This window comes from Desulforegulaceae bacterium, assembly GCA_034006035.1.
Classification (GTDB): Bacteria; Desulfobacterota; Desulfobacteria; order Desulfobacterales; family JACKCP01; genus JACKCP01.
On sequence record JAVETN010000017.1, the window covers coordinates 1 to 22,122 of the forward strand.

The 22,122-nt window shown below is 31.7% G+C and carries 25 protein-coding genes, 1 rRNA gene and 1 pseudogene; 23 read left to right on the forward strand and 4 right to left on the reverse strand.

The genetic code is table 11. The annotated features are described in order from the left end of the window. Window positions 1-65 precede the first annotated feature (65 nt). A 5S ribosomal RNA gene (gene rrf / locus RBR53_10870) occupies window positions 66-182 on the forward strand. A 384-nt stretch (window positions 183-566) separates the two neighbouring features. Then, on the forward strand, window positions 567-911 hold the full coding sequence (locus tag RBR53_10875; protein MDY0133156.1) for a hypothetical protein: 345 nt from the start codon (window positions 567-569) through the stop codon (window positions 909-911). 108 nt (window positions 912-1,019) lie between these two features. Here RBR53_10875 and RBR53_10880 read toward each other — a convergent pair whose 3' ends face one another. Further along, window positions 1,020-1,229: a hypothetical protein gene (locus RBR53_10880; GenBank protein MDY0133157.1), complete on the reverse strand. Its 210-nt coding sequence runs from the start codon at window positions 1,227-1,229 to the stop codon at window positions 1,020-1,022. A gap of 56 nt (window positions 1,230-1,285) precedes the next feature. On the opposite strand from RBR53_10880, the gene RBR53_10885 reads away from it, so the two are divergent. Together RBR53_10885 and RBR53_10890 are read left to right on the forward strand one after the other, a co-directional pair. Then, the gene (locus RBR53_10885; protein ID MDY0133158.1) at window positions 1,286-2,377 is read left to right on the forward strand and encodes an AI-2E family transporter; all 1,092 of its coding nucleotides are present in this window, start codon (window positions 1,286-1,288) and stop codon (window positions 2,375-2,377) included. After that, window positions 2,377-3,468: a transglycosylase SLT domain-containing protein gene (locus tag RBR53_10890; protein ID MDY0133159.1), complete on the forward strand. Its 1,092-nt coding sequence runs from the start codon at window positions 2,377-2,379 to the stop codon at window positions 3,466-3,468. The genes RBR53_10885 and RBR53_10890 overlap by 1 nt, the downstream gene beginning before the upstream one ends. On the opposite strand, the gene RBR53_10895 is transcribed toward RBR53_10890, so the two are convergent. Beyond that, window positions 3,465-4,232, reverse strand: coding sequence for an endonuclease/exonuclease/phosphatase family protein (locus tag RBR53_10895; GenBank protein ID MDY0133160.1), 768 nt, complete (start codon window positions 4,230-4,232; stop codon window positions 3,465-3,467). The two genes, RBR53_10890 and RBR53_10895, sit on opposite strands and share 4 nt — an antisense overlap. An 83-nt stretch (window positions 4,233-4,315) precedes the next feature. Between RBR53_10895 and RBR53_10900 the strand changes: the two genes are divergently transcribed. Continuing rightward, on the forward strand, window positions 4,316-5,218 hold the full coding sequence (locus RBR53_10900) for a thioredoxin family protein (GenBank protein ID MDY0133161.1): 903 nt from the start codon (window positions 4,316-4,318) through the stop codon (window positions 5,216-5,218). A 68-nt stretch (window positions 5,219-5,286) separates the two neighbouring features. Here the strand turns inward: RBR53_10900 and RBR53_10905 are convergent, their stop codons facing one another. Together RBR53_10905 and RBR53_10910 are read right to left on the reverse strand one after the other, a co-directional pair. Continuing rightward, complete coding sequence (locus RBR53_10905; GenBank protein MDY0133162.1) at window positions 5,287-6,177, reverse strand: TIGR01777 family oxidoreductase; 891 nt, start codon at window positions 6,175-6,177, stop codon at window positions 5,287-5,289. 1 nt (window position 6,178) lies between these two features. Further along, window positions 6,179-7,606, reverse strand: a complete 1,428-nt coding sequence (locus RBR53_10910; protein ID MDY0133163.1) for an MFS transporter — start codon at window positions 7,604-7,606, stop codon at window positions 6,179-6,181. A gap of 535 nt (window positions 7,607-8,141) precedes the next feature. Between RBR53_10910 and RBR53_10915 the strand changes: the two genes are divergently transcribed. From RBR53_10915 to RBR53_11000, 18 genes and pseudogenes are all read left to right on the forward strand, one after another. Next, window positions 8,142-8,510 (forward strand): MarR family EPS-associated transcriptional regulator, encoded by a 369-nt coding sequence (locus RBR53_10915; protein MDY0133164.1) that lies wholly within the window; start codon window positions 8,142-8,144, stop codon window positions 8,508-8,510. 268 nt (window positions 8,511-8,778) lie between these two features. Further along, window positions 8,779-9,198 carry a nucleotidyltransferase substrate binding protein gene (locus RBR53_10920; GenBank protein MDY0133165.1) on the forward strand — a complete coding sequence of 140 codons (420 nt, stop codon included), beginning with the start codon at window positions 8,779-8,781 and terminating at the stop codon, window positions 9,196-9,198. A gap of 14 nt (window positions 9,199-9,212) precedes the next feature. Next, a complete protein-coding gene (locus RBR53_10925) occupies window positions 9,213-9,554 on the forward strand; it encodes a nucleotidyltransferase domain-containing protein (protein ID MDY0133166.1) in 342 nt (113 codons plus the stop codon). 115 nt (window positions 9,555-9,669) lie between these two features. Then, window positions 9,670-9,882, forward strand: a complete 213-nt coding sequence (locus tag RBR53_10930) for a type II toxin-antitoxin system HicB family antitoxin (protein MDY0133167.1) — start codon at window positions 9,670-9,672, stop codon at window positions 9,880-9,882. Window positions 9,883-10,248: 366 nt separating this feature from the next. Next, a complete protein-coding gene (locus RBR53_10935) occupies window positions 10,249-11,169 on the forward strand; it encodes a hypothetical protein (GenBank protein MDY0133168.1) in 921 nt (306 codons plus the stop codon). Window positions 11,170-11,310: 141 nt separating this feature from the next. Beyond that, window positions 11,311-11,454 (forward strand): Rpn family recombination-promoting nuclease/putative transposase, encoded by a 144-nt coding sequence (locus RBR53_10940; GenBank protein ID MDY0133169.1) that lies wholly within the window; start codon window positions 11,311-11,313, stop codon window positions 11,452-11,454. Between the two features lie 111 nt (window positions 11,455-11,565). After that, complete coding sequence (locus RBR53_10945) at window positions 11,566-11,826, forward strand: DUF4160 domain-containing protein (GenBank protein MDY0133170.1); 261 nt, start codon at window positions 11,566-11,568, stop codon at window positions 11,824-11,826. Between the two features lie 11 nt (window positions 11,827-11,837). Continuing rightward, on the forward strand, window positions 11,838-12,092 hold the full coding sequence (locus tag RBR53_10950) for a DUF2442 domain-containing protein (GenBank protein MDY0133171.1): 255 nt from the start codon (window positions 11,838-11,840) through the stop codon (window positions 12,090-12,092). A 328-nt stretch (window positions 12,093-12,420) separates the two neighbouring features. Further along, window positions 12,421-13,689: a Vi polysaccharide biosynthesis UDP-N-acetylglucosamine C-6 dehydrogenase TviB gene (gene tviB, locus RBR53_10955; GenBank protein MDY0133172.1), complete on the forward strand. Its 1,269-nt coding sequence runs from the start codon at window positions 12,421-12,423 to the stop codon at window positions 13,687-13,689. A gap of 194 nt (window positions 13,690-13,883) precedes the next feature. Further along, window positions 13,884-14,858: an SDR family oxidoreductase gene (locus RBR53_10960; GenBank protein MDY0133173.1), complete on the forward strand. Its 975-nt coding sequence runs from the start codon at window positions 13,884-13,886 to the stop codon at window positions 14,856-14,858. A gap of 130 nt (window positions 14,859-14,988) precedes the next feature. Further along, entirely contained in the window at window positions 14,989-15,393 is a 405-nt protein-coding gene (locus tag RBR53_10965; GenBank protein ID MDY0133174.1) for a hypothetical protein, read from the forward strand. An 8-nt stretch (window positions 15,394-15,401) separates the two neighbouring features. Beyond that, window positions 15,402-15,650, forward strand: a complete 249-nt coding sequence (locus RBR53_10970; GenBank protein MDY0133175.1) for a helix-turn-helix domain-containing protein — start codon at window positions 15,402-15,404, stop codon at window positions 15,648-15,650. A 378-nt stretch (window positions 15,651-16,028) separates the two neighbouring features. Further along, entirely contained in the window at window positions 16,029-16,892 is an 864-nt protein-coding gene (locus RBR53_10975) for a sulfotransferase (GenBank protein ID MDY0133176.1), read from the forward strand. After that, window positions 16,889-18,352: a lipopolysaccharide biosynthesis protein gene (locus RBR53_10980; GenBank protein ID MDY0133177.1), complete on the forward strand. Its 1,464-nt coding sequence runs from the start codon at window positions 16,889-16,891 to the stop codon at window positions 18,350-18,352. Before RBR53_10975 ends, RBR53_10980 begins: the two co-directional genes overlap by 4 nt. Before the next feature lie 42 nt (window positions 18,353-18,394). Beyond that, window positions 18,395-19,540: a CapA family protein gene (locus RBR53_10985; GenBank protein MDY0133178.1), complete on the forward strand. Its 1,146-nt coding sequence runs from the start codon at window positions 18,395-18,397 to the stop codon at window positions 19,538-19,540. Beyond that, a complete protein-coding gene (locus RBR53_10990; GenBank protein ID MDY0133179.1) occupies window positions 19,524-20,816 on the forward strand; it encodes an O-antigen ligase family protein in 1,293 nt (430 codons plus the stop codon). Before RBR53_10985 ends, RBR53_10990 begins: the two co-directional genes overlap by 17 nt. A 269-nt stretch (window positions 20,817-21,085) precedes the next feature. Continuing rightward, window positions 21,086-21,286: a hypothetical protein gene (locus RBR53_10995; protein ID MDY0133180.1), complete on the forward strand. Its 201-nt coding sequence runs from the start codon at window positions 21,086-21,088 to the stop codon at window positions 21,284-21,286. A gap of 265 nt (window positions 21,287-21,551) precedes the next feature. Next, a pseudogene (locus tag RBR53_11000) lies at window positions 21,552-22,055 on the forward strand (transposase). The last annotated feature ends 67 nt before the right edge of the window (window positions 22,056-22,122 follow it).

Genomic DNA, 22,122 nt, shown 5'->3' on the forward strand with positions numbered 1-22,122 from the left:
TAAAGTTATTGCGTGTATTAAAAGTTTATTGTACTAAACCCCATTATAAATTGTAAGTTTACAAATTCGGTGGCGATGGAGTAAGGGTCACACCCGTAACCATCCCGAACACGGAAGTTAAGCCTTAAATCGCCGATGGTACTGCATGGTAGACTATGTGGGAGAGTAGGACGCTGCCGGATAAAATATACAAACCCCTGAAGAATTTATTCTTCAGGGGTTTTTTATTTTGTGGAATTGAATTTTGGGCTTGGACTTGTTGTGGGCTCGTTTCTCAGGCTTCAGCTTGGGAATCAGCACTCCAATCAGCAAACTCCAATCAGCAAACTCCAATCAGCAAACTCCAATCAGCAAACTCCAATCAGCAAACTCCAATCAGCAAACTCCAATCAGCAGACTCCAATCAGCAGACTCCAATCAGCAGACTCCAATCAGCAAACCCCAATCAGCGAAACATGGGGAACCAGCAGAAAAAATCAAAAAAAGTTGAATACTATCGTTTTTTTGGTTAATATAAACAGTTACTGAAAATCAAATTAAATATCTATAAGAATAAAGAAAAACCAATGGTGCTTTTCACTTCAATTGTATGTATGATTCTTGTTTATTATTATCTTGATTCAGGGCTTGCACTGGGATTTGCAATTGCTCTTGTAATTGAGATTTTTTTTCTGATGGGTTTGTATAATGTTTTAAAAAAGACTGAAGAAAAAGCAAAATTTTTTAATCAAAAAAAATTGGATGAACTGGGTAAAACCATTAAGGAAAAAGAAAAGTACATCAATAAAATAAAAGAAATTCACCCAGATATTGATTTGCAAATAAAATCAGGCGGAGAAAAAAAAGAAACTGAAGAAGAAATAGAAGCTGAAGAAGAAACCGAAAGAGAAACACAAGAGCCTCAAACTTAAATTTTGGGAACCAGCAGACTTCGATTAGCAGGCTTTTTTGTTTCAGACATGGGTTTTCAAGCCAGAGCTTGGGAACCAGCAAAAAAAAACAGCAAAAGAGCCTAAAGCTTAAAGCTCAAGAAGAAGAGAAACATCTTTGCCTTTGGCATTGGGATCTCCCAGGTTTGAAGCAATGGTTTTGATTAAAATTATTTCAAGGTTATTTTTTAAGGCATATTTTTGGATTTCGTCCTCTGATTTTGCAGTGATATAAACTATATTTATACCTGAGTTGTTTTTTGTAAATTGGATTTCAAATAAATATTTTAACTCAAACATTGTAACCTCTTAAATATTAACAATTTTTCCTGGAGCTAAAATTGAAAAACTCAAAATTGTTAGATTTTTCTTTACAGCATTATTTTTTATTCGGCCTTATATGTCTTATAGTTTTTTCAGTTTATACAATGTTAAAACCTTATATTAATTCAATAATTTTAGGAACCTTGCTTTCATTTCTTTTTATGCCTTTGCATACTAAATTTTTGAAGTTAACTAAAGGGAAAAAAAACTTGTCTGCATTTTTATCAAGTATTTCCCTTGCGTTTTTGGTTTTGATTCCTGCAGTAATTATTCTTACAAGTATAATTTTTCAGGGAATAAATTCTTTTGATGCAATTTATAAATGGTTTGCAGCAGGAAATTTTTCAAAATACATAGAAGATTTTGAAAGTAAACTCACATATATTAAAGAATATTTTCCAGTTGTTAATAGAATGCTTCCAGATACTGCCCTTGGTAATACAGATGTTGAAAAACAGATTCTTAATTTTTTCTCAAATCTTTTAAGATGGCTTATGGGACAGGGAAGACAGATCGCAGGAAGTGTTTTAAGTATAGGGATAAGCTTTTTTATGATGATGGTTGTGTTTTTTATAATGATAAGAGATCAGGAAAAAATACTTGCAGGCTTTTTTCATATAATTCCCCTTAAACAATCCCATGAGCAAAGAATTATTGAAAAAACAAGGCTGCTTTTTAAAACAGTGATTTTAGGTAATATCTTAACTTCTCTTGTCCAGGGAATTGCCGGAGGAATTGGATTTGCAATTGTTGGATTTCCTGCATTGTTTTGGGGTGCTGCAATAGCTCTTGCTTCTTTAATTCCAATTGTAGGTACAGGTCTTATCTGGGTTCCTGCCTGTATCTTGCTTTTTATCACAGGCAAAACAGGACTTGGGATCTTTATTGTTCTGTGGTTTGTTTTAATTGTTGGTTTGTCCGACAATGTATTAAGACCGGTTTTTATGAAAAGTGACGGAGGAATGGGGCCTGTAATGATATTTTTTTCAATTCTTGGAGGAATCCATGTTTGGGGGCTTTTAGGACTTGTTTATGGACCCATGGTTTTTGGGTTTGGGTTTATCCTTCTTTATATTTATGAAATAGAATTTTATGATTATCTCAAATATCAGGATGAAAATTAATGAAACAAATTAATGTTTTATATTTGTTTGTTTTAATTTTTCTTTTTTTACCGGGATGCTCAACAGCAGAACCTGGTCTTATTGAAATTTTAAATTCTGTAAACAAAGTTTATTTATGCGGTAAAGAAGTACCTTTAGATAAAAACAATTCCAGGGAAAGACTTGAAAAAGAATTGCTTCTTATTTCCAATAATAAGCCCCAGGTTATTTTGTGGCTGAAAAGGTCGGCAAGATATTTTCCCCAAATAGAAAAAATATTAAAAGAGCAAAATTTACCAGATGATTTAAAATATGTTTCTGTAATTGAAAGTGCCTTAATACCTCATATAAGATCTCCAAAAAATGCCCTTGGTTTTTGGCAGTTTATCAGTTCAACAGGAAGTTTATATGGCTTAAAAATTGATAGATCCATTGATGAAAGATGCGATTTAGAAAAATCAACCCTTGCTGCTTCAATGTATTTTAAAGATTTGTATGAAAAATTTGAAAACTGGGAACTTGCTTTTTCAGCATACAATATAGGAGAACTTAGGATAAAAGCCGAGCTTCAAGCCCAGTCAGCAGATAATTATTATGATCTTTGGCTTCCTGAAGAAACCATGAGATATGTTTTTAGAATAATTGCCGCCAAAATTGTTTTTGAAAATAGAGATAAATTTGGTTTTTCAATGGCAAAGTCAGACTATTATAAGCCTTTTAATACTAAAGAAGTAAAACTTGAACTGGAAAACACAATTCCAGGGTCAATTCCAGCCCATGCCCTTGGTTTGTCTTTATATGAGTTTAAATTATTGAATACAAAAATTGTTGGGGATTATTTAACCCAAGGTTCTGTAGATATTAAGATCCCTGAAAATATTAAAACTAAAAAGTTTTTAAAAAAATTTGAAAAACTCAAAAACAAATGGATTGAAGAGCACACAAGATTTTATTATTCAGTACAAAAAGGCGATTCATTAATAAAAATATCAGAAGAATTTCAAGTAAGAACAAAAGATATTTTAGAATGGAATGAGCTTAATTACAGGGATTTTATTTATCCCGGCCAAAAACTCATTATAAAAACTAATTTGAAAAACTTAAAAGATTAGTCTTTTGGATTTAAATTAAATTTTACATATACAGGAAAATGATCAGAAGGATATTTGCCGTTTTCATTGTATTTTATTATTTCTTTTGAAATTGGAGATAAATTTCCGCTGTATAAAATCCAGTCAATTCTTCCTGTATTTGGAACTCCTGTAAATCCATGGAAAGTTGCAGACTGAATTGTGGAAAAAGGATCTTTAAATTCAGGGGGATTTTTAAATATAAATTGATGATAGCATTTTCCCGTAGGATCTGCATTAAAGTCACCACATAAAATTTTAGGGATTTTACTGTTTAAGCAGGACAATTTATGGCGGATTAAATCAGCACTTTTCACTTGTACTTTGTCTTTAAAATCAAAATGGGCATTTGTAATTGAAACAATTGATTGGTTTTGCCTGAAAAGTGTGGTTACAGTTTGTCTTGGCCATTGGCTTTCAGTAAACTTGCTTTCTTTATAGGGAGTATCACTTAAAAAGAAATGTTCGCTTAAAATACATTCCCAGGTTTTTTTATAAAAAACAGGAAGCTGCTGCCAGCGTGGATTGTTTTTATTGTAGATTCCAGTTACTTTATAGTCTTTTAAATTTTTTTTTAAAAATTTGAGCTGGAAATCATTAACTTCCTGAATTCCTATAAAATCAGGATTTTTTTCTTTGATAATTTTAATCACACTTTCTTTTCTGTCTTCCCATAGATTATCTGAATCTTTGGCAAGGCCAAAGCGTATATTAAAAGTCATTATTGAAAAAGATTTGACATTCATGTTTAAAAAATATCTTTATAAAGGGTTAACAATTAACAACTTTTAAGATTAGAAATAATAACAAATAAAGTAAAGGTAAAATTATGGATTTATCTGATAAGGCAAATATTGAAAATAAAGAACTGGATTTAATAAAAGGAAATGATGATTTTTTTGATAATTTAAAAGTTTTTATGGAAGAACTTAAAACTCAATTTTCATGGATTGATTTTAAAGTAAAAAAGGGCAAAAATTCTAAAATTGAATTTAATGATTTATCTTTTTACGGAGTTCCAGAGGGCCATCTTTTAGATTATTTTATAAAATTTATAAATTTACCCCAAATAAAATCTCAATCAAAAGAATTTGACCAAAATCTTTTTGTATCATCAATGTGTCCAAATTGTCCCAAAGCTTTGGATTCTTTGATTAAATTTTTAGAAAAAAACACAATAAAAACAAATATTTATTTTTGTGATCACAGTCTTTATTATTCTCAAAAATATAATGTAATGTCTGTTCCCTGTCTTTTAATAAAAAAAGATAATAAAGAAATTCAAAGACTTGTAGGCGATTTAAGTATTGATGATTTAGAAGTTGTTTTTAAAGAAAAAAATAAAGAAGAGCTAAGTTCCAAATATTTTCAAAATATAATTGAACAGGGAAATGCAGAAGAAATTGCAGAAATGATTTTATCTGAAAAAAAGGTTTTTTCAGGGTTTGTATCTTTATTTTTTGCTTCTACTATGAGTCTTAGGGTTGGTGCTGTTGTAGCTGGTGAATATTTAATTGAAAAGTCGGCAGATTTATTTGAAGAACTTATAGAAAAACTTTATGAAAACTATTTGGATTCTTCTGTTGAAATTAAAGGTGATATTTTGTATTTGCTGTCTTTATCTGAAAACAAATCCAAATGGATAAAAGAGCTTGAAAATATTAAAAAAAATGAAACAAATATCCTTTTAATTGAAATGATTGATGATTCTTTAGAAACCCTGAACAATTGATTTTGTATACAAAAGTTTAAATTCCTGACTCTTAAACCAGAAAAACCCGGGCCAAGAGTCAGATTTTGTTATAAAAGATTTTTAAGAGCATTTTCTAAATTGTCATGGGAAAACTGAAATCCGCTGTTTAAAAGATTTTCAGGCTGAGCTTTCTGGCTCATAAGAAGATTTTGTCCAAATTCCCCTGCAAAAAGTTTTATAGCAAATTCAGGAATTGATAAAAACCCAGGCCTGCCAAGTACTTTACCAAGGGTTTTGGTAAATTCTTTTTGAGTAGAAAACCCTGGAGAAGTAAAATTAAAAGCTCCATTTGCATTTTTGTTTTCAAGAAGAAAAACACAGGCATTGGCCAAATCTTTAATATGAATCCAGGGGAAAAAGTTTTTTCCAGAACCAAGAACAGGATTTAGCATAAGTTTTGCAAATGGAAGCATCTGAAGCAAGGCTCCTCCATCTTTTCCAAGAACAATTCCAAATCTCATTATACAAACCCTGGTATTTTTTTCTTTTGCTTTTAAGGCTTCTTTTTCCCAGTCAATACAAACTTTAGACAAAAAGCCATTTCCAGGTAAACTTTCTTCATTAAGAAGTTCATTATTTCTATTTCCATAATAACCTGCTGCAGAAGTGTTTATTAAAACAGTTTCCCTGTTTTCATCAATGGCATTAACAATATTTTGAGTTGTAAGAATTCTGGAATTATAAATAAGATTTTTATATTTTTTAGTCCAAAACTTAAAAATGGTTGCTCCGGCAAGATTTATTACAGCATCTGAAGTTTTTATTTCTTCTTGCCAATCTCCTTTTGCACTTGTATCAGCAGAAACATATTTATAGTTTTTAATTTCAAACTCAGGTTTTGCAATATCTATTGAAACAATTTCATAATTTTTTTTAATTAATTCATTTATAATATTTTTTCCTACAAAGCCAAAACCTCCAACAATAGTGATTTTCATTTTATTTCCTCCCATGTCGTTTAAGTTCTTTTCCTCTGAATGCTGTGATTACAGCCGCAGACAGGGCAAGAACAGCGGTTGCTGTCATGGTGAACTGAAATGCTTCAATAAAAGCAGGATTCATTTCAGGGGAATAATTGCTCAGGTTTTTTCCACCTGAGGCAGATTTAAAATAAAAATTAAACAAAGAGCCTGCCATTGCAATTCCAAGAACCATTCCAAGGTTTCTTGCAGCTGCCATAATTGCCCCTCCTGTTCCTTTTATATTTTCTGGAATGGAAGTCATAAGAGCAGCACTGTTTGGAGATACAAAAATTGAAGTTCCAATTCCTATAAGACAAAGTCTTAACACAACATCTTTAATAGATGAATCAATATCTAGAAAAACACAAAGCAATACTCCAAAAAATATAATTATCATCCCAAGGGTACAAAGAATTCTTGATCCAAGATAATCAGAAAGATTTCCAGATATTGGTGAAACAACAAAAAGAAAAGCAAAAGGTGTCATCATTATATATCCAGAGGTAGTTGAATCCAGACCTTTTGCTTTTATAAGATAAAAAGGCATGAGAAAAATAATTATAAATAAAATCATAAAAAGAATAGTACTGGATAAAGAAGTGATTGAAAGCATTCTGTTTTTAAATATTTTTAAGTTAAGTATTGGATTTTTAACATTTTTTTCATTAAATAAAAACAAAGTGAAAAATATTAAAAACACCAAAGAAAAACCTATTAATTTAAATGATTTATATCCCCATTCATAACCATGGGTAAGCACAAGAAGAAAACTTCCAATGGAAATTGCCGCAAAAAAAGAACCTTTAAAGTCAAAATCCTTGTCCTGGGTGCTTAGTTTAAAGTTTTTAAGTATAAAATACGAGCCAATGGCACCCAAAATTCCAATGGGAACATTTATAAAAAATATCATTCTCCATGAATAAAGATCTACAAACAATCCCCCAATTGCAGGACCTGAGGTAAGTCCTAAGGCAACCACCATTGCATTTATTCCAAAAACTTTTCCCCTTTCTGATTCTGGAAAGGAAAAAACAAGAAGTGCAGGAGTACAGGCCATTATCATTGCTGAAGAAAACCCCTGAAACATTCTTGAAAAAATAAGAAAATAAATATTAGTAGAAAGTCCGCACATCAACGACGACAAGGAAAAAAGCAAAAGTCCTATTATATATATTTTTTTATGACCATAAATATCTGAAAGTTTTCCACACGCCAAAAGAAAAGAAGTAATGGTCAAAAGATAAATCATCACCACCCATTCAACTATGGCAAGTCTTTCATCAAAATCATCTAAAATTGCAGGAAGAGCTATATTTACAATTGAACCATCAAGAGTAGACATAAAAACCCCAAACGCAACAAGCACAAAGGTCAGCCATTTATTACCAGAAAACTGAGATTCCATTTTATCTCCCTAAATTTTATCAGTGTAAATGGATAGATAAATTCGTGTTTAAAGTCAAACAATATAACTATTCTAAGACCCCGGGCTCGTTTTCAAGTCCCAGAGAATCTAAGTATAGTCTCGAGCTATTACCAAGCCCCAGCCCAGAAACATAAAACCAAAAAAAACATCAAATTACATTTGACAAAAATAAAATAATCCTATACGTGTTCAAGCCGTGAACATAAAATAAATAAAAAGAAATACTCAACCCAGTTCCCAGGCCACAATCCCGGGAACCTAATTACAACAAGTCAGACTGCCCAGGTAGTCTGGTTTCCAGGCTCTAGCCCGGGAATATCAAAAAAATTGAATGTAATTCAAAGGGCGGAGCTATCTAAACCCATACCAATTTTCAAACTCCAATTAGACTAGCAGGGAGAAGCTGACAGGCACATTCGGCTCATTCCCCAAGCTCTAGCTTGGGAATGTAAAAACACAACAAATCAGCCAAAGGCAGACCAGGTCCCAGCCAACACGGCAACATAAAAAAACCATGTCAAAACTAAACCAAAAATCAAATATAGATAACCAAATAAGACTTAAACTTTTAAATCTTTTAAAATCAAACCCAGAGATGTCCCAGCGGGAAATGATGAAAGAAATGAAAGTAAGCCTTGGCAAAATCAATTATTGCATTTCCAATTTAACAGAAAAGGGAATGATCAAAGTTGAAAGATTTAAAAGCTCAAAAAGAAAATCAGCCTATGCATACAAGCTTACTCCCCACGGAATTGAAGAATTGGGAAGACTTACCCTAAGCTTTTTAAAATTAAAAATTAAAGAACACGATGAGATAAAAAACGAAATAAAAAAACTGGCCGAGCAACTAGGGCAGTTTGACTATAATAGCGAAGATAAATAAGAAGTCTCATACCTTCAAAATCAGGCAAAATTGTCTTTGGAAAACAAATAAATCCAATTTAAAACCAGTAAAAATACACGGATGCCCGTAGGGGCGGATTCCATATCCGCCCTATAATTATCAGGATCCCCGTATGGACAGATTCAATCTCCGTCCAACAATTACATGGATAACAAAAAATAAAAAAAATGGGTCGCACCTAAATTTAAGCACTAGTTTCGCTTTGACCCTGATACACAAATGTTTTTCTAAAAAAAGGACTGTTTAGATGACATTAAAGAATAAAGATATCCGCTGGGAACAGCGTTTTGGAAATTATAAAAAAGCCTTGAGCCAGTTAAAAAAATTTATTGATAAGGGAGAGTTGTCAGAGCTTGAAAATCAAGGACTTGTTAAAGCCTTTGAATATACTTTTGAGCTTGCCTGGAATACATTGAAGGACTTTCTCGAATACCAGGGGCAGACTGATCTTTTTGGTTCAAGAGACACTATTAGAAAAGCCTTTAATCTAAATCTCATTGAAAATGGTGATGGCTGGATGGATATGCTGAAAAGCCGAAATCAAACATCGCATACTTATAATGAAGAGACAGCAGAAGAAATCTGTAAAGCTGTTACAGTCGTTTATTACCCACTTTTTCATCAATTGAAAAGCCGACTGGAAAATTTGCAGTCCGGCATGACTTAAGCACTGATTTTATTATGTGCTATGGACTAAAACAAACAACAATAGAATCTATTAAAAATGTATTCAGCAGATATTTGCAGGTTGAGCAGGTTATTATCTATGGTTCCAGAGCAAAGGGAAATTATAAAAATGGTTCGGATATTGATTTAACTTTAAAAGGTGATGGCCTAAGCCTGATACTCATGAATAAAATTGCCATTGAACTTGATGATCTTTTGTTACCATATACCTTTGATCTTTCAGTCTATAATCATATTGAAAATTATGATTTAACAGATCACATCCAGCGGGTTGGAAAGATTTTTTATAAGCGAAAAGAAAAAATTGGGCAGCACCGCAAGAACATCCTAAAATAATAACAAAATAACTCATGCTCGTTCCCAAGCCAGAGCTACCAGTAAAAATATTGATAATATCTTTTGAATTATGTAGGCTTGTTTAGTTATTATTAATAAAAATGAAGGGTTAATTATGAAAAATATAAAATATGTTATTTATAAAGAAGGCGAATACTATATATCCCAATGCTTGAATGTTGATGTTGCAAGTTTTGGGGAATCTATTGATGAGGCGGTTGTTTCATTAAAAGAAGCCGTTGAACTGTTTTTTGAAGATGAGATAGATTTAAGTGGATATCAGCCTATTGGTGAAATGCTTCTTGGGGAAGATACAATAAATGTATAAATTGCTTTCATCAAAAACAATTATTAAAACTTTAATAAAACATGGTTTTGTTGAAGTTTCTCAAAAGGGCAGTCATGTAAAATACAAAAGTTAAAACAGAATTGTAATTATTCCACATCCTAAGAAAGAAATACCAAGAGGTACGCTTGCATCAATTTTGCGACAATCCGGTCTTCAAAAAGAAGATTTCCTAATTGATAATTAAATACTAATTTTGATAGTTCCCAAGCCAGAGCTTGGGAACCAGCAAAGCAATGCTCTAAGACTGAAAAAGATTGATTTTTAAAGCTTTTATTTTATAAATTCAGGCACTTGTTTTGGTCCGACCCTGATACAATACAAATCAAATAATAAGTGAACAAACAAATGGAAAATTCTAAAGAAGACGATAATAAAAAGATTATTTTATCAACCATAAAGAAGTACAATAAAAAGAATCAATACATACCAATAAAAAACAATTCTATTGAAATTGAATCGAATAAAAATATATATAAACTCATAAGAATAAGTGATGAAGAGTATAGTACGCTGCGTTGTAATTCTGTTCAGATCAAAGAAGATTTTATGCATTTTATGTCTTTGAGTCGCTCAAAAGATCTTATATACCCAAGCCTTTCTAAAATGTATACAATATTAAAAGATTTGTTCGGAGAGTCAGGTGAGCACTATGATGACTGGAAATGCTCTTTTTGTTTTCCGTTTTTAATGCAGTTTAAGTATAAAGATGTTGAATTTGAATATCTTATGAAGGTTATAGATATAAAAGGAGGTATTGAAATAATTTTTTATAAGATGGCGCATGAAGATGACGAAGAATGCAAAAGAAAAGAAATAATTTACAGGAGCTTTGAAGAACTACCAGAAGATGAAATGATATATATTATGAATTATTTCGCTGGCTATATGACAGGGGTTTTTAGTAACTTTGAGCTTCTATATAATACTTTTTATTTTAAAACAATAAGCAGTTTGAATATTGTATATGGTTATAAACAGCCTGATTTTTTTGATGAAAGTTTTGAAACTGACGAAGAATATCATTCATTTGTTTGTCAAATGGAAGCAATTCAAAATAATTTAAAAAATAAACCCATAAATAATGACGAAGAGTTTGGTTTAAATAAACAAAAAGTAATTTTGAAATTGATGAAGAAAACATTTAATATAACAGAGCAAGAGCAAGATAAAATATTATCCGAGCTTCCTTCTGATACAATTGATAGAGCCTTAGATAAAATAAAATATGCAAGTAAAAAAAATGAGGTTTTAGATATTTTGCAATAAAATTATTATTAAAGTTAAAGCCTGAAACATGCACTGAAGGGACTTGTCTTCTGATTGCCTCCTGGAGATGAAAAAAGCATATTGGCGAAAATTAGAAAAATTAGCGGCAAAAAAATCTAACCGAAGACCAGAATCTTATATATGAATGATTTCAATATAAAAAACTCACATGACAAGCTTTTTAAAGATACCTGGAGCGATCTGAATAATGCAGAAAGCTTTCTTAAAAACTATCTGCCAAAAAAAGTTTTTGATCTGACAGATCTTGATTCTCTGTTATCATAGATTTTTTCAAACAGGCAAATACCATAATTTAGATACATCTCCATAACAATTGAAATTTATTAAATATTTGTAATAATAAAACAAAATTCGAGAAAAACAGGAAAATTAAAAATGCCTGAAATATGCAGATTTTTTGGAATTATAATCAGAATGTTTTATGATGAACATAATCCACCACACTTTCATGCAGAATATCAAGGGAATAAAGCTGTTTTTGATTTTCAGGGGAATATTTTAAAAGGGAATCTAAATTCAAGAACAGCGACAAAACTTGTTCGGGAATGGGTTGATATAAATATTTTTGAGCTTGAGAAAGCCTGGGATGCTGTAAGAAATTATGAAAAAATAAACAAAATAGCTCCGTTAGACTAAGGAGGATAAATATGTGGAATATGAATGATGTTGTATCAATTGAATATAAGGGCGATTATACCTTTCGAATTACTTTTGATGATAAAATATCAGGGGATATTGACTTTTCATCTTATCTTAACAAAGGCCCTGTCTTTTCATCTCTAAAAGACCTTAAGCTATTCAAACAAGCTTTTATTGATGGTGGTACTATTGCCTGGCCAAATGGTGCTGATATTGCACCGGAAAGTCTATATGAAAAATGCGAACAATCGTTTCATAATTGACATCATTTTTGTGAATCTTCAGCTCGTTCCCAAGCTCCAGCTTGGGAATGTATATTATTAAATATATCAAATTCTTAAATTAAAATAGATCTAAAATACTTTGCCGCGAATGACACGAATTTACGCAAATGGCCTTTTTTGCAAAAAGCCATAACCCAAAAACAACTTAAATTAGATTTTTTTTACAAAGCTTTTTGTAAAAAAAGCAAAAATTAGAGCAAATTAGCGAAATTAGCGGCAAAAAAAATCAGGCCGAAGGCCCTCCAAAAACAAACAAATAAAAATAAAATAAAGAAATCCGAAACCCCAATCAAAAAACAGGCTTAAAATGATCAATCCAAAAATAGCAATAATAGGCCTTGGCTATGTAGGCCTTCCCCTGGCAGTGGAATTTGGCAAAATAATTGAAACAAAAGGTTTTGATATAAACAAAAAAAGGGTAGAAGAGTTAAAAAAAGGTAAAGATTCAACCCTTGAAGTAGAACCTGAAAACCTTGCCACTGCAACCAAACTAACCTACACAAACAATCTTGAAGACTTAAAAGACTCAAATTTTTTCATAGTAACAGTTCCAACCCCGGTAGATAAAAACAAAACACCTGATCTAAGTCCTCTTGTAAGTGCAAGCCAGATGCTTGGCAAAATAATAAAGAAAAACGACATAGTAGTTTATGAATCAACAGTATATCCCGGAGCAACAGAAGAAGTCTGCATACCAGAAATTGAAAAAGTTTCAGGACTAAAATTCAATAAAGACTTTTTTGCAGGATACAGCCCCGAAAGAATAAACCCCGGAGATAAAGAACACAGAGTTACAAATATTGTAAAAGTAACTTCAGGTTCCACGCCAGAAACAGCAGAAACTGTAGACAATATTTATAAAAAAATAATCCTTGCAGGAACCCACAAAGCAAGTTCAATAAAAGTAGCAGAAGCATCCAAAGTAATTGAAAATACACAAAGAGATTTGAATATTGCACTTATTAATGAGCTTGCAATTATTTTCGATAAAATGAAAATAGATACAGAAGAAGTATTAAAAGCAGCAGGAACAAAATGGAATTTTCTTAATTTCAAACCAGGACTTGTGGGGGGCCACTGTATTGGAGTTGATCCCTATTATCTTACTTTCAAGGCACAGGAAATAGGCTATCATCCTGAAATTATTCTTGCAGGAAGAAGAATTAATGACAAAATGGGTGCTTATGTTGTGTCAAGAGTTGTTAAAGAAATGGTTAAGAAAAAAATTCATGTTCATGGTTCAAATATACTTATTATGGGCCTTACTTTTAAAGAAAACTGCCCTGATTTAAGAAACACAAAAGTTGAGGATATGATAGAGGAGTTCAAAGACTATAATGCAGAAATAGATATTTATGACCCATGGGTTGACGAAAATGAAGCTTTACATGAGTATGGACTTTCACTGACAAAAGAACTAAAAGAAAATACCTATGACACAATTATCCTTGCAGTTGCACACGATGATTTTAAAAATATGGGAATTGAAAAAATAAGACAATTTGGAAAATCTGAAAATATAATTTTTGACTTAAAACATCTTTTCCCCAAAAATGATGTGGACAGCCGTTTATAATTTTTAAAATTCATGAATCTTTTGAGGCAGCTTATAGTTTTTTTATCGGTTACTTTTTATTGGAAAAGAAGCTGATTTAACTGATTTTTTATAAAAAAAAGTGCCTGTTTTTAGAACCTATCGAAAAAATGAAAATTTTAAGAGTTATGTGAAGGTCTCAAGTCTAGAAATGTTTAAGAAAGGTAGTGCGTGTTATGGGATATGAGAATATAGAATTTGATAAGCAAAGCGTGTTTTTAGTAACAGGAGGTGCAGGTTTTATAGGTTTTAATCTATGTGAGGTCTTGTTGGATAAAGGTTATAAGGTTAAATGTCTTGATGACCTTTCAATTGGTAAAAAAGAAAATATAGATTTATTTATAGATAATCCAAATTATACCTTTATCAAAGGTGATATAAGAGATTTAAATGTTTGTATAGATGCTTGCACCGGAGTAGATTATGTTTTACATCAGGCAGCTTGGGGAAGTGTACCCAGGAGCATTGAAATGCCTTTACTTTATGAAGAAATTAATCTTAAAGGAACGCTAAATATGATGGAAGCTGCCAGACAAAAAAAAGTTAAAAAATTTGTCTATGCATCCAGCTCTTCTGTTTATGGAGATGAACCAGAACTTCCAAAGAAAGAAGGAAAAGAAGGTAATCTTTTATCTCCATATGCCTTAACTAAAATGGCAGGCGAAGAATATGGAAAGCTTTATACAAAGCTTTATGGATTAGATACTTATGGATTAAGATACTTCAATATTTTTGGTAGAAGACAAGATCCAAATGGATCTTATGCAGCAGTTATTCCAAAGTTTATTAAGCAATTGTTGAATAATGAACAACCAACAATAAACGGTGATGGCAGGCATAGTAGAGATTTTACTTATATTGAGAATGTAATAGAAGCAAATTTGAAGGCATGTAAAGCACCATCAGAAGCAGCAGGAGAAGCTTTTAATATCGCCTATGGTGGTAGAGAATATTTGATAGATGTATACAACTCCCTTTGCAAATCTCTTGGTAAAAAAATTGAGCCTTTGTTTGGCCCTGAAAGAAAAGGTGATATAAAACACAGCAATGCTGATATCTCTAAAGCTAAAGAGATGTTAGGTTATAGTCCTGATTGGAGTTTTGAAAAAGGAATTGGAGCGGCAATAGATTGGTACAAGGAAAATTTGTGAGAATTTTAAAAAGAATCTCGGAATATTATCAAAACGGAAGAAATTGAGACCACTAAAGCCCCCTGTGTCAGAATAGTTGCCACATGAGTTAAAAAACAAAATTTAAGTCATGTGGCAGAAAGTAAGAAAAATGGTAGGATATGCAAAGTACTCAGATCAGCTTAAAAAAGTTATTGTAGAAAAGTTCCTGTCAAATCCGGAAAATTCTGTTAATTTCATAGCAAGAGAAGCAGCTATTCTAGCATCAACATTAAAAAACTGGTTAAATAAATCCAATAAATTTAAAGGTTTTCCTACGAATAAGAAGAACTCAAAAAAATTAAAGCCTGAAGAAAAGTTTGATATTCTTGTTTTAACGTTCTCAATGAATGAAGTACAAAAAAGTGAATATTGCAGAAGCCATGGCTTCTATCTTGAGGAATTGAAAGAATGGAAGTCTGAATGTATAAATCTTTTAAAACAGGTTTTAAAGAGAGCGATCATAAGAAAGACCGCAGTAAAGAAAAAGAGCTTGAAAGAGAAATTAAAAGTCTAGAAAAAGAGTTGAATCGTAAAGACAAAGCCTTGCCAGAAACAGCAGCGTTATTGGTTCTTAAAAAAAGCTCAGGCAATCTGGGGGGAGTCAGAGGAAGAAAAATAAGTATTGAAAATCGAAAAAATGCTGTTTTTCTTATTAAAGAGGCTAATGCGTCCGGTGCCTCTTTAGATAAAGTCTGTGAAATATTAAATATATCAGTTCGTACTTTTAAAAGATGGCAAAAGGAGGATACCGTGAAGGAAGATCAAAGATAAGCCTCTAGATAAACTTGGAGATAATGAACGTGCCAAAATTTTAAAATATGCAACAGCCTTGATTATCAAAGCTTGTCGCCATCTCAGATAGTGTCGACTTTAGCTGATAACGGATTATATATAGCATCAGAGACAACCTTTTTACAGAATACTTAAGAAAGAAGTTCTATTGGAACACAGAGGCAAAGCAAAGCTTGTAAGTCAAGGGGAACGAAGTTATTAAAAACAGGTTAAGAAAAAATAAACTCAAATAAGTTATTCTTTAGGAGAAAAATTTTATAAAAAATTACGACATAAACTTTCCATAAAAAAGGGGTTGACCCGAAAATTTGAGAGTTATGCAAAGGTTTTTCAAAATAACTATAGGAAAATTTTTTTATGAATAAAACAATTTTATACATTATGTCCGATGTACGTTCAGGTTCTACACTTCTGGATAATATTTTTTCTAATGCACCAAACACAATTTCTGTTGGAGAATTGCATCATTTAGATTCTCATCTATATAAAGGTAAATGGGGGAAAACTTGGAATTGGACTTGCACATGTGGTAAGAGTATAATTGACTGTGAATTTTGGAAAAAAGTATTAGATAATTTAAAAGAGAAAAAAGTCAAAATTGAAAACACATCTTTAAAAAAAATAAAAAAAAATGATACTGAAACTGAAAAAAATAAAAAAAAAGAGTTTAATGAAAAAGTAATTAAACTAATAAATGAAATTTATGATGCAATATTTGAAGAAACGGATTCTGATATACTTATAGATTCTTCTAAACATATCGAACATGGTATCGAACTGTATAAAACAAACAAAAAATATAATATTAAAATAATTTATCTGAAAAGAGATATCCGTGCTGTCGTACTGTCAAAATTAAAATGGGCACAGAAATTTGGAAGGGAAAAAAGCAGTGCTTATGAAATTCTAATCAGAACTAAATTTCATGATATTTTTCTCAAACAACAAATAAAAAAAATCTTAAAGGAAGATATAATACAGATCAAATACGAAGAGTTATCTAAAAAACCACAAGAAATAATAAACAAAATTACGGAGAAATTTTTATTGCCACATTTTGAAGTTCCAGAATATATGGATCTTACAAACAGTCATACAATTGGAGGAACACCCAGTAGATTTAAAAAATCAAAAATCAAATATGATAAAAATTGGGAAAAAAGATCAAAAAAAATGCCTTTTTTCCATGTTCTTGGCAAGATAGTTGATAGTATTTTATGACACTTGCAAGCAAACTAAAAAGTGCTGCTTTCTGGCAAACTCTTCAAATTGTCATTCAGGTAGTAGCCCAATTTGCATATATTGCCACAATGGCTCGCTTGTTAAGTAAAAATGATTTTGGTTTGATGGCAATGGCAGGTAGTTTTATAGGTATTGGTACAATTTTCAGTGAAGGTGGGATGGGTGCGGCTCTTATACAACGCAAAAATATCACACAAAAACATATGAATGCGGCATTACAGGGTGGATTCGTAATTGGTTTTGCCATATTTATTATGCTCTTTTTTTCAGCTAACATAATCGCGTTATTTTTTAACCAGCCGCAATTAGAATTTTTGATAAAGGTAATTGGTGTTAATGTTGTATTACATTCAATTAGCGGAATATCTATAAGCTTGCTTGAAAAAGAATTTCAGTTTAAATATACTGCTTCAATTACTATGGTAACATCTGTTATTGGTTATACGGTAGGGATACTGTGTGGTTATCACAATTTGGGTGTGTGGTCATTGGTTGTAGCTTCTTTAACCACCACTCTATTAAGTACTATTGCTTTTTTCAGTTTTGCACCAATAAAATTTTCTTTTAAATTACATGTTAAAGAATGGAAAGAATTGTTTTCGTTCGGGTTTGGTATCATCCTTCTCAAAATAAATAACTATATGGGAAATGAAGGGATAATCTTGGTTTTAGGAAAAATTTTTACACCTGGGTTGCTTGGTGTTTTTGAAAGGGCATTCAGGATTAAAACTTTACCAAGTATGTATTTGGGGAATATTTTAGACAAGATAATGTTTCCTGCCATGTCAGAAATACAAGACGAACACGATCGTCTTTTTAGGATATATCAGAACTCTCTTGGAGTTGTTAACTCGGTTTTAATGCCTCTGGCTGTTTTTTTAGTTTTTTTTTCAAAGGAAGTCGTCTTGATAATATTGGGTAATAATTGGCTTGAGGCAGTGTTCCCATTGCAGATCATGTTCATAGTTCTTCCCTTTAGTTCATCAAGCCGTATGGCCGACTCTGTTATACGTGCTAAGGGGTTAGTATATAAAAATTCGCTACGAAAATTTATATATGTAATTTTTCTTTTAGTTACTGTTTCTATCGGTGCATATTATTTTGGTATTGTGGGGGCATCAATAGCGGTGTCCATTAGTTTTTTGTTTAATTATACTATTATGCTTGTTCTGGTCAAAAGGATATTTAATAAAGGAATTCGAGAAATTTTTTTTTCGCCTGTTTTTGCAGGGTTAAAGATATCTTTAGTGATTTTAATAATTATTTATATTTTTTCAAAAATTCTGAATGGATTAAATGAAACTCCACTGTCTAATTTTTTTATTATTTCGTTATTTACTTGTGTTCTGATAGCATTCATCGCCTGGAAGAATCCTAAAATGCTTGGCAAATATTTATGTGGTACTATAAATCAAGTATTCATAAAAACAAAAAGTTAACAGTTTTACTTGAAACCTCAATTTAAAGATAAATGAAAATATATGAAAATTTTTTTTGCTGGTGATTACGCTCCTTGCCGAAGATATGAAAACATTGTGTTAGAAAAAAGAAAATCTATTTTTGGCAATCTGATGGATGACATTCTCGAATCAGATATCTCATTCGTCAACCTTGAGACACCTCTATCTATTACTGGTAAGCCCATAAAAAAATCCGGCCCAAACATCAAAGCACATCCTGACTGCATCCATGCCTTAGCTGATGCAGGATTTTCTGTAGTGGGTCTGGCGAATAATCATATTCTGGATTTTGGAGAAAAAGGCCTGGAAGAGACCTTGAATGCGTGTCGCAAGGTTGGGGTGTCTACATGTGGTGCTGGAAAGAGTCTGCACGAAGCACAGCAGCCGTTAGTTATTGAAAAAGATGGGATTAAGGTTGGGTATATTGCTGTTGCCGAGCATGAATTCAGTATTGCTGAAAAAGAAAGTGGTGGAGCAGCACCGCTTGATCCCATAGACAATTCCCTGTTAATTGAAAATCTACGAAAAAATGTCGGCCTCTTGTTCGTTACGATTCATGGTGGCAATGAATATTTTCCTTATCCCCGACCCGGGCTGAGAAAAATTTGCAGGTTTTATGTGGAAAAAGGTGCAGATGCGGTGATTTGCCATCATGCTCATGTGCCGGGTGCTTACGAAGTATATAAGGGCAAGCCTATTGTTTATAGCTTAGGGAACCTAATATTCGATCATCCAAATCCACCTAATGGTTGGAATCAGGGATATGCTTTTCGTTTGGAGTATGTAAAAAATTCTATGACATTATCTTCTTTTAAGCTCATTCCGTATACACAATCTGTTAAACAGGGCGGTGTATTGAGAATCGCAGATAAAGAGAGAGAAAATTTTTTACAGATCATTGAAAGTTATAGAGATGTTTTAACAACTGAAAAAAAGTATGAGAATCTTTGGCTGGAATTTTGTGAAAAGAAAAGAACCAGTGCCTTGCTTAATATGTTTCTACCCTTTCGTGTTAAAGGCATTGGTAGAGTTTATGATATTCTGAAAATCGAAGATATTATTGTTCCTGAAAAATATTTATTCAAAAGACAAAATATGTTGAGATGTGAATCACATATTGAATTATTCAATACAATACTGAAAGATAAAATTGAAAATAGAAAATAATAAAAAATTAAAGTTTCCGAATTTTGGTGTTGGTGCACTATTAGCTGGGGTATATTTTTATGTGGCTATTAACTTCAGCTATTCCGATGTTTTTGGTAACGAAAGTCGATATTACTTTCTAATTTCTCAATTGCTACTTATTTATTTTCCTGTTCATTTTTTGTTTAATAACAGGCTCAAGGTGAAATTAGATTACCCATTCTTTTTTTATTTTAGTTTGTTTGTATTTTCTTTTTATTCTTGTTTTTTATTGGGTATCGCACAGTCTAATTACAATACTCTAATAGCGTTTTTTAAAGTTTTCATTATTTTTTTCATTATTTTTTATTATGTAGACAATAGAAAAAAATTTTTAATTGTCCTTTTTAGCTTATTTTTATCGGGATTTGCTCTGTATTATTTTAATAAAGAAAGTGTACTGATTTCTAAAATGCTATATGAAACTTTTGGAGATACTTCCAGTAACTCCAGACTTTACGGGACTGCAGGCAATGCCAACCAATTAACAATTTTGGCTTTTTGTGCTTTGTGGGCTTCTACGACACTTTTTTTTTATTTTAAATCAAAAATTTATAGATTTATATTTTTATCACCGCTGCCTTTTTTATTTTATTTAATTATTTTAAGTGGTTCTAAGAAGGGTCTTTTGTCAATATTGATTTTTATGGCTTTTGTTTTATTGTTTCATGTAAAAAAAATATTGTTTAGGAGAAAGATATTTAAGGAACCACTTCTGATATTTTCGTTTTATGTTTTGGTTATTTTAATAATGGTTTTAATGTTTCAATATCTTACCGAAAGTTATTATGGACAACGATTATATAGTGCTTTGACCTTAGAGTCAGTGCATGGATATGATAAAGCGAGAGCCGATCTCGGATTTGCGGCTCTTAAAATGTGGATGGAATCTCCTTTATGGGGTAAAGGTTTTGATAATTTTCGTAATCTCTCAGCTCAATATGGTGCAAAGCCGGATACTTACTCGCATTCTTCATTATTAGGACTACTCGCTAATTTAGGTGTTTTTGGTATTTTTTTTTATTTTGGGTTTTTATTTTTGTTGATTAGAAAAAGCTTACTTTTTATGAAGAATATCAAAAATAACAAAGATATAATTCTACTTAAATTTGGCACTTTTTTTATTTTGATTGTCGTATTCTTCAATTTATTCGCTGTATTATTTTTTGATAAGGTTTTAATTCCACTGCTTGCTTCATATGCGGGATATCTTTTTTCACTCAACAAGAAGAACTTTTCAATCACAAAAGATAGATAGGGTTTTATCCCCTCTTCCTGTGGCTTTAAATCGTCCATTTGTTTTTAACTTGTATATGTAAATTTAAACAAGACATTTTAGCTTGAAATATATATGTTCAGCATGAAATTTTAATATTTAGAAGGATACTTCAGTCAGATCATATAATATTTACACTACACAAGAACAGTTAATTAATATCACACCAGAATTAAAATTTTTTTAAACGAAACCCGAGCAAAATTAAAAGGTGCAGAAAGAATGTTGTTTATGGCTCTGTTGTGTTACTAATGGGAAAAGGTGGTCAAAGAAGAGCTCTTAAGGAGCTTGGATGGAACCATGATACAATTCGTAAAGGTATCAAAGAATTTCAATCTAGTATAACCTGTATTGATAATTTTTTAGGAAGAGGCCGTAAACCTTTAGAAGAAAAATTTCCATCTTTACTTGAAGATATAAAAAATATTGTTGAACCCCTGTTGCCAAACTGATCCGACATTTCGATCTACTCAGCTGTATTCGCCAATAACAGCAAAAGAAGTACGCAGGAGGCTTATTGAAGAAAAAGGATACTCCAAAGAGGCCCCATTGGTATCAACGCAATAGCAGATTCGGACCTAGGTGTTTTAAGGCTTTCAATGGATGCAAAAGTTGCAGCCAAAGTTGGGCCGTTTTCACGAGGAGGTTACAATCGTCATTGTCTTCGTGCATGTGACCATGATTTTAAGTCTGATAAATACTAAAGCTTTTTGATATATCAATCCAGCTACAGATGAGACCTTTTTCTACTTTAGTGAGAGTAATGTTACAGCAGATTTTATGGTTGATATATTTGAACATTTATGGCCAAAGATCAAAGATGATTATGATCCGCATACCATAGTATTAAATCTTGACAATGGGCCTGAAAATAACAGCAGAAGAAGTATGAAACGGCTGGTTGAATTTCCAAATAAGTATTCCGTAAATATAAGTTTAGCCTACTAACCGCCGTATCACAGCAAATATAATCCTATAGAAAGAGTCTGGGGACGATTGGAAAATCACTGGAAAGGTGAATTCCTTGATAGTGTTGAAAAAGTTTTGGGGTTGGCAAGAACTATGTCTTGGAAAGGCTGCAACCCGATTGTTAATTTTGTCCAAAAAAACTATCAAAAAGGAGTCTCCTTAACAAAAAAAGCTATGGAGATAATTGAAACAAAAATTTGTCGAATTAATGGAATAGAAAAATGGGCTGTTGATATACTTTGCTATGATTAGTTTTTTGGACTAAATTATTATAAATTTGTGCCTTATGTGGTAAATTTATATTCTCTTGTTTAAAAGT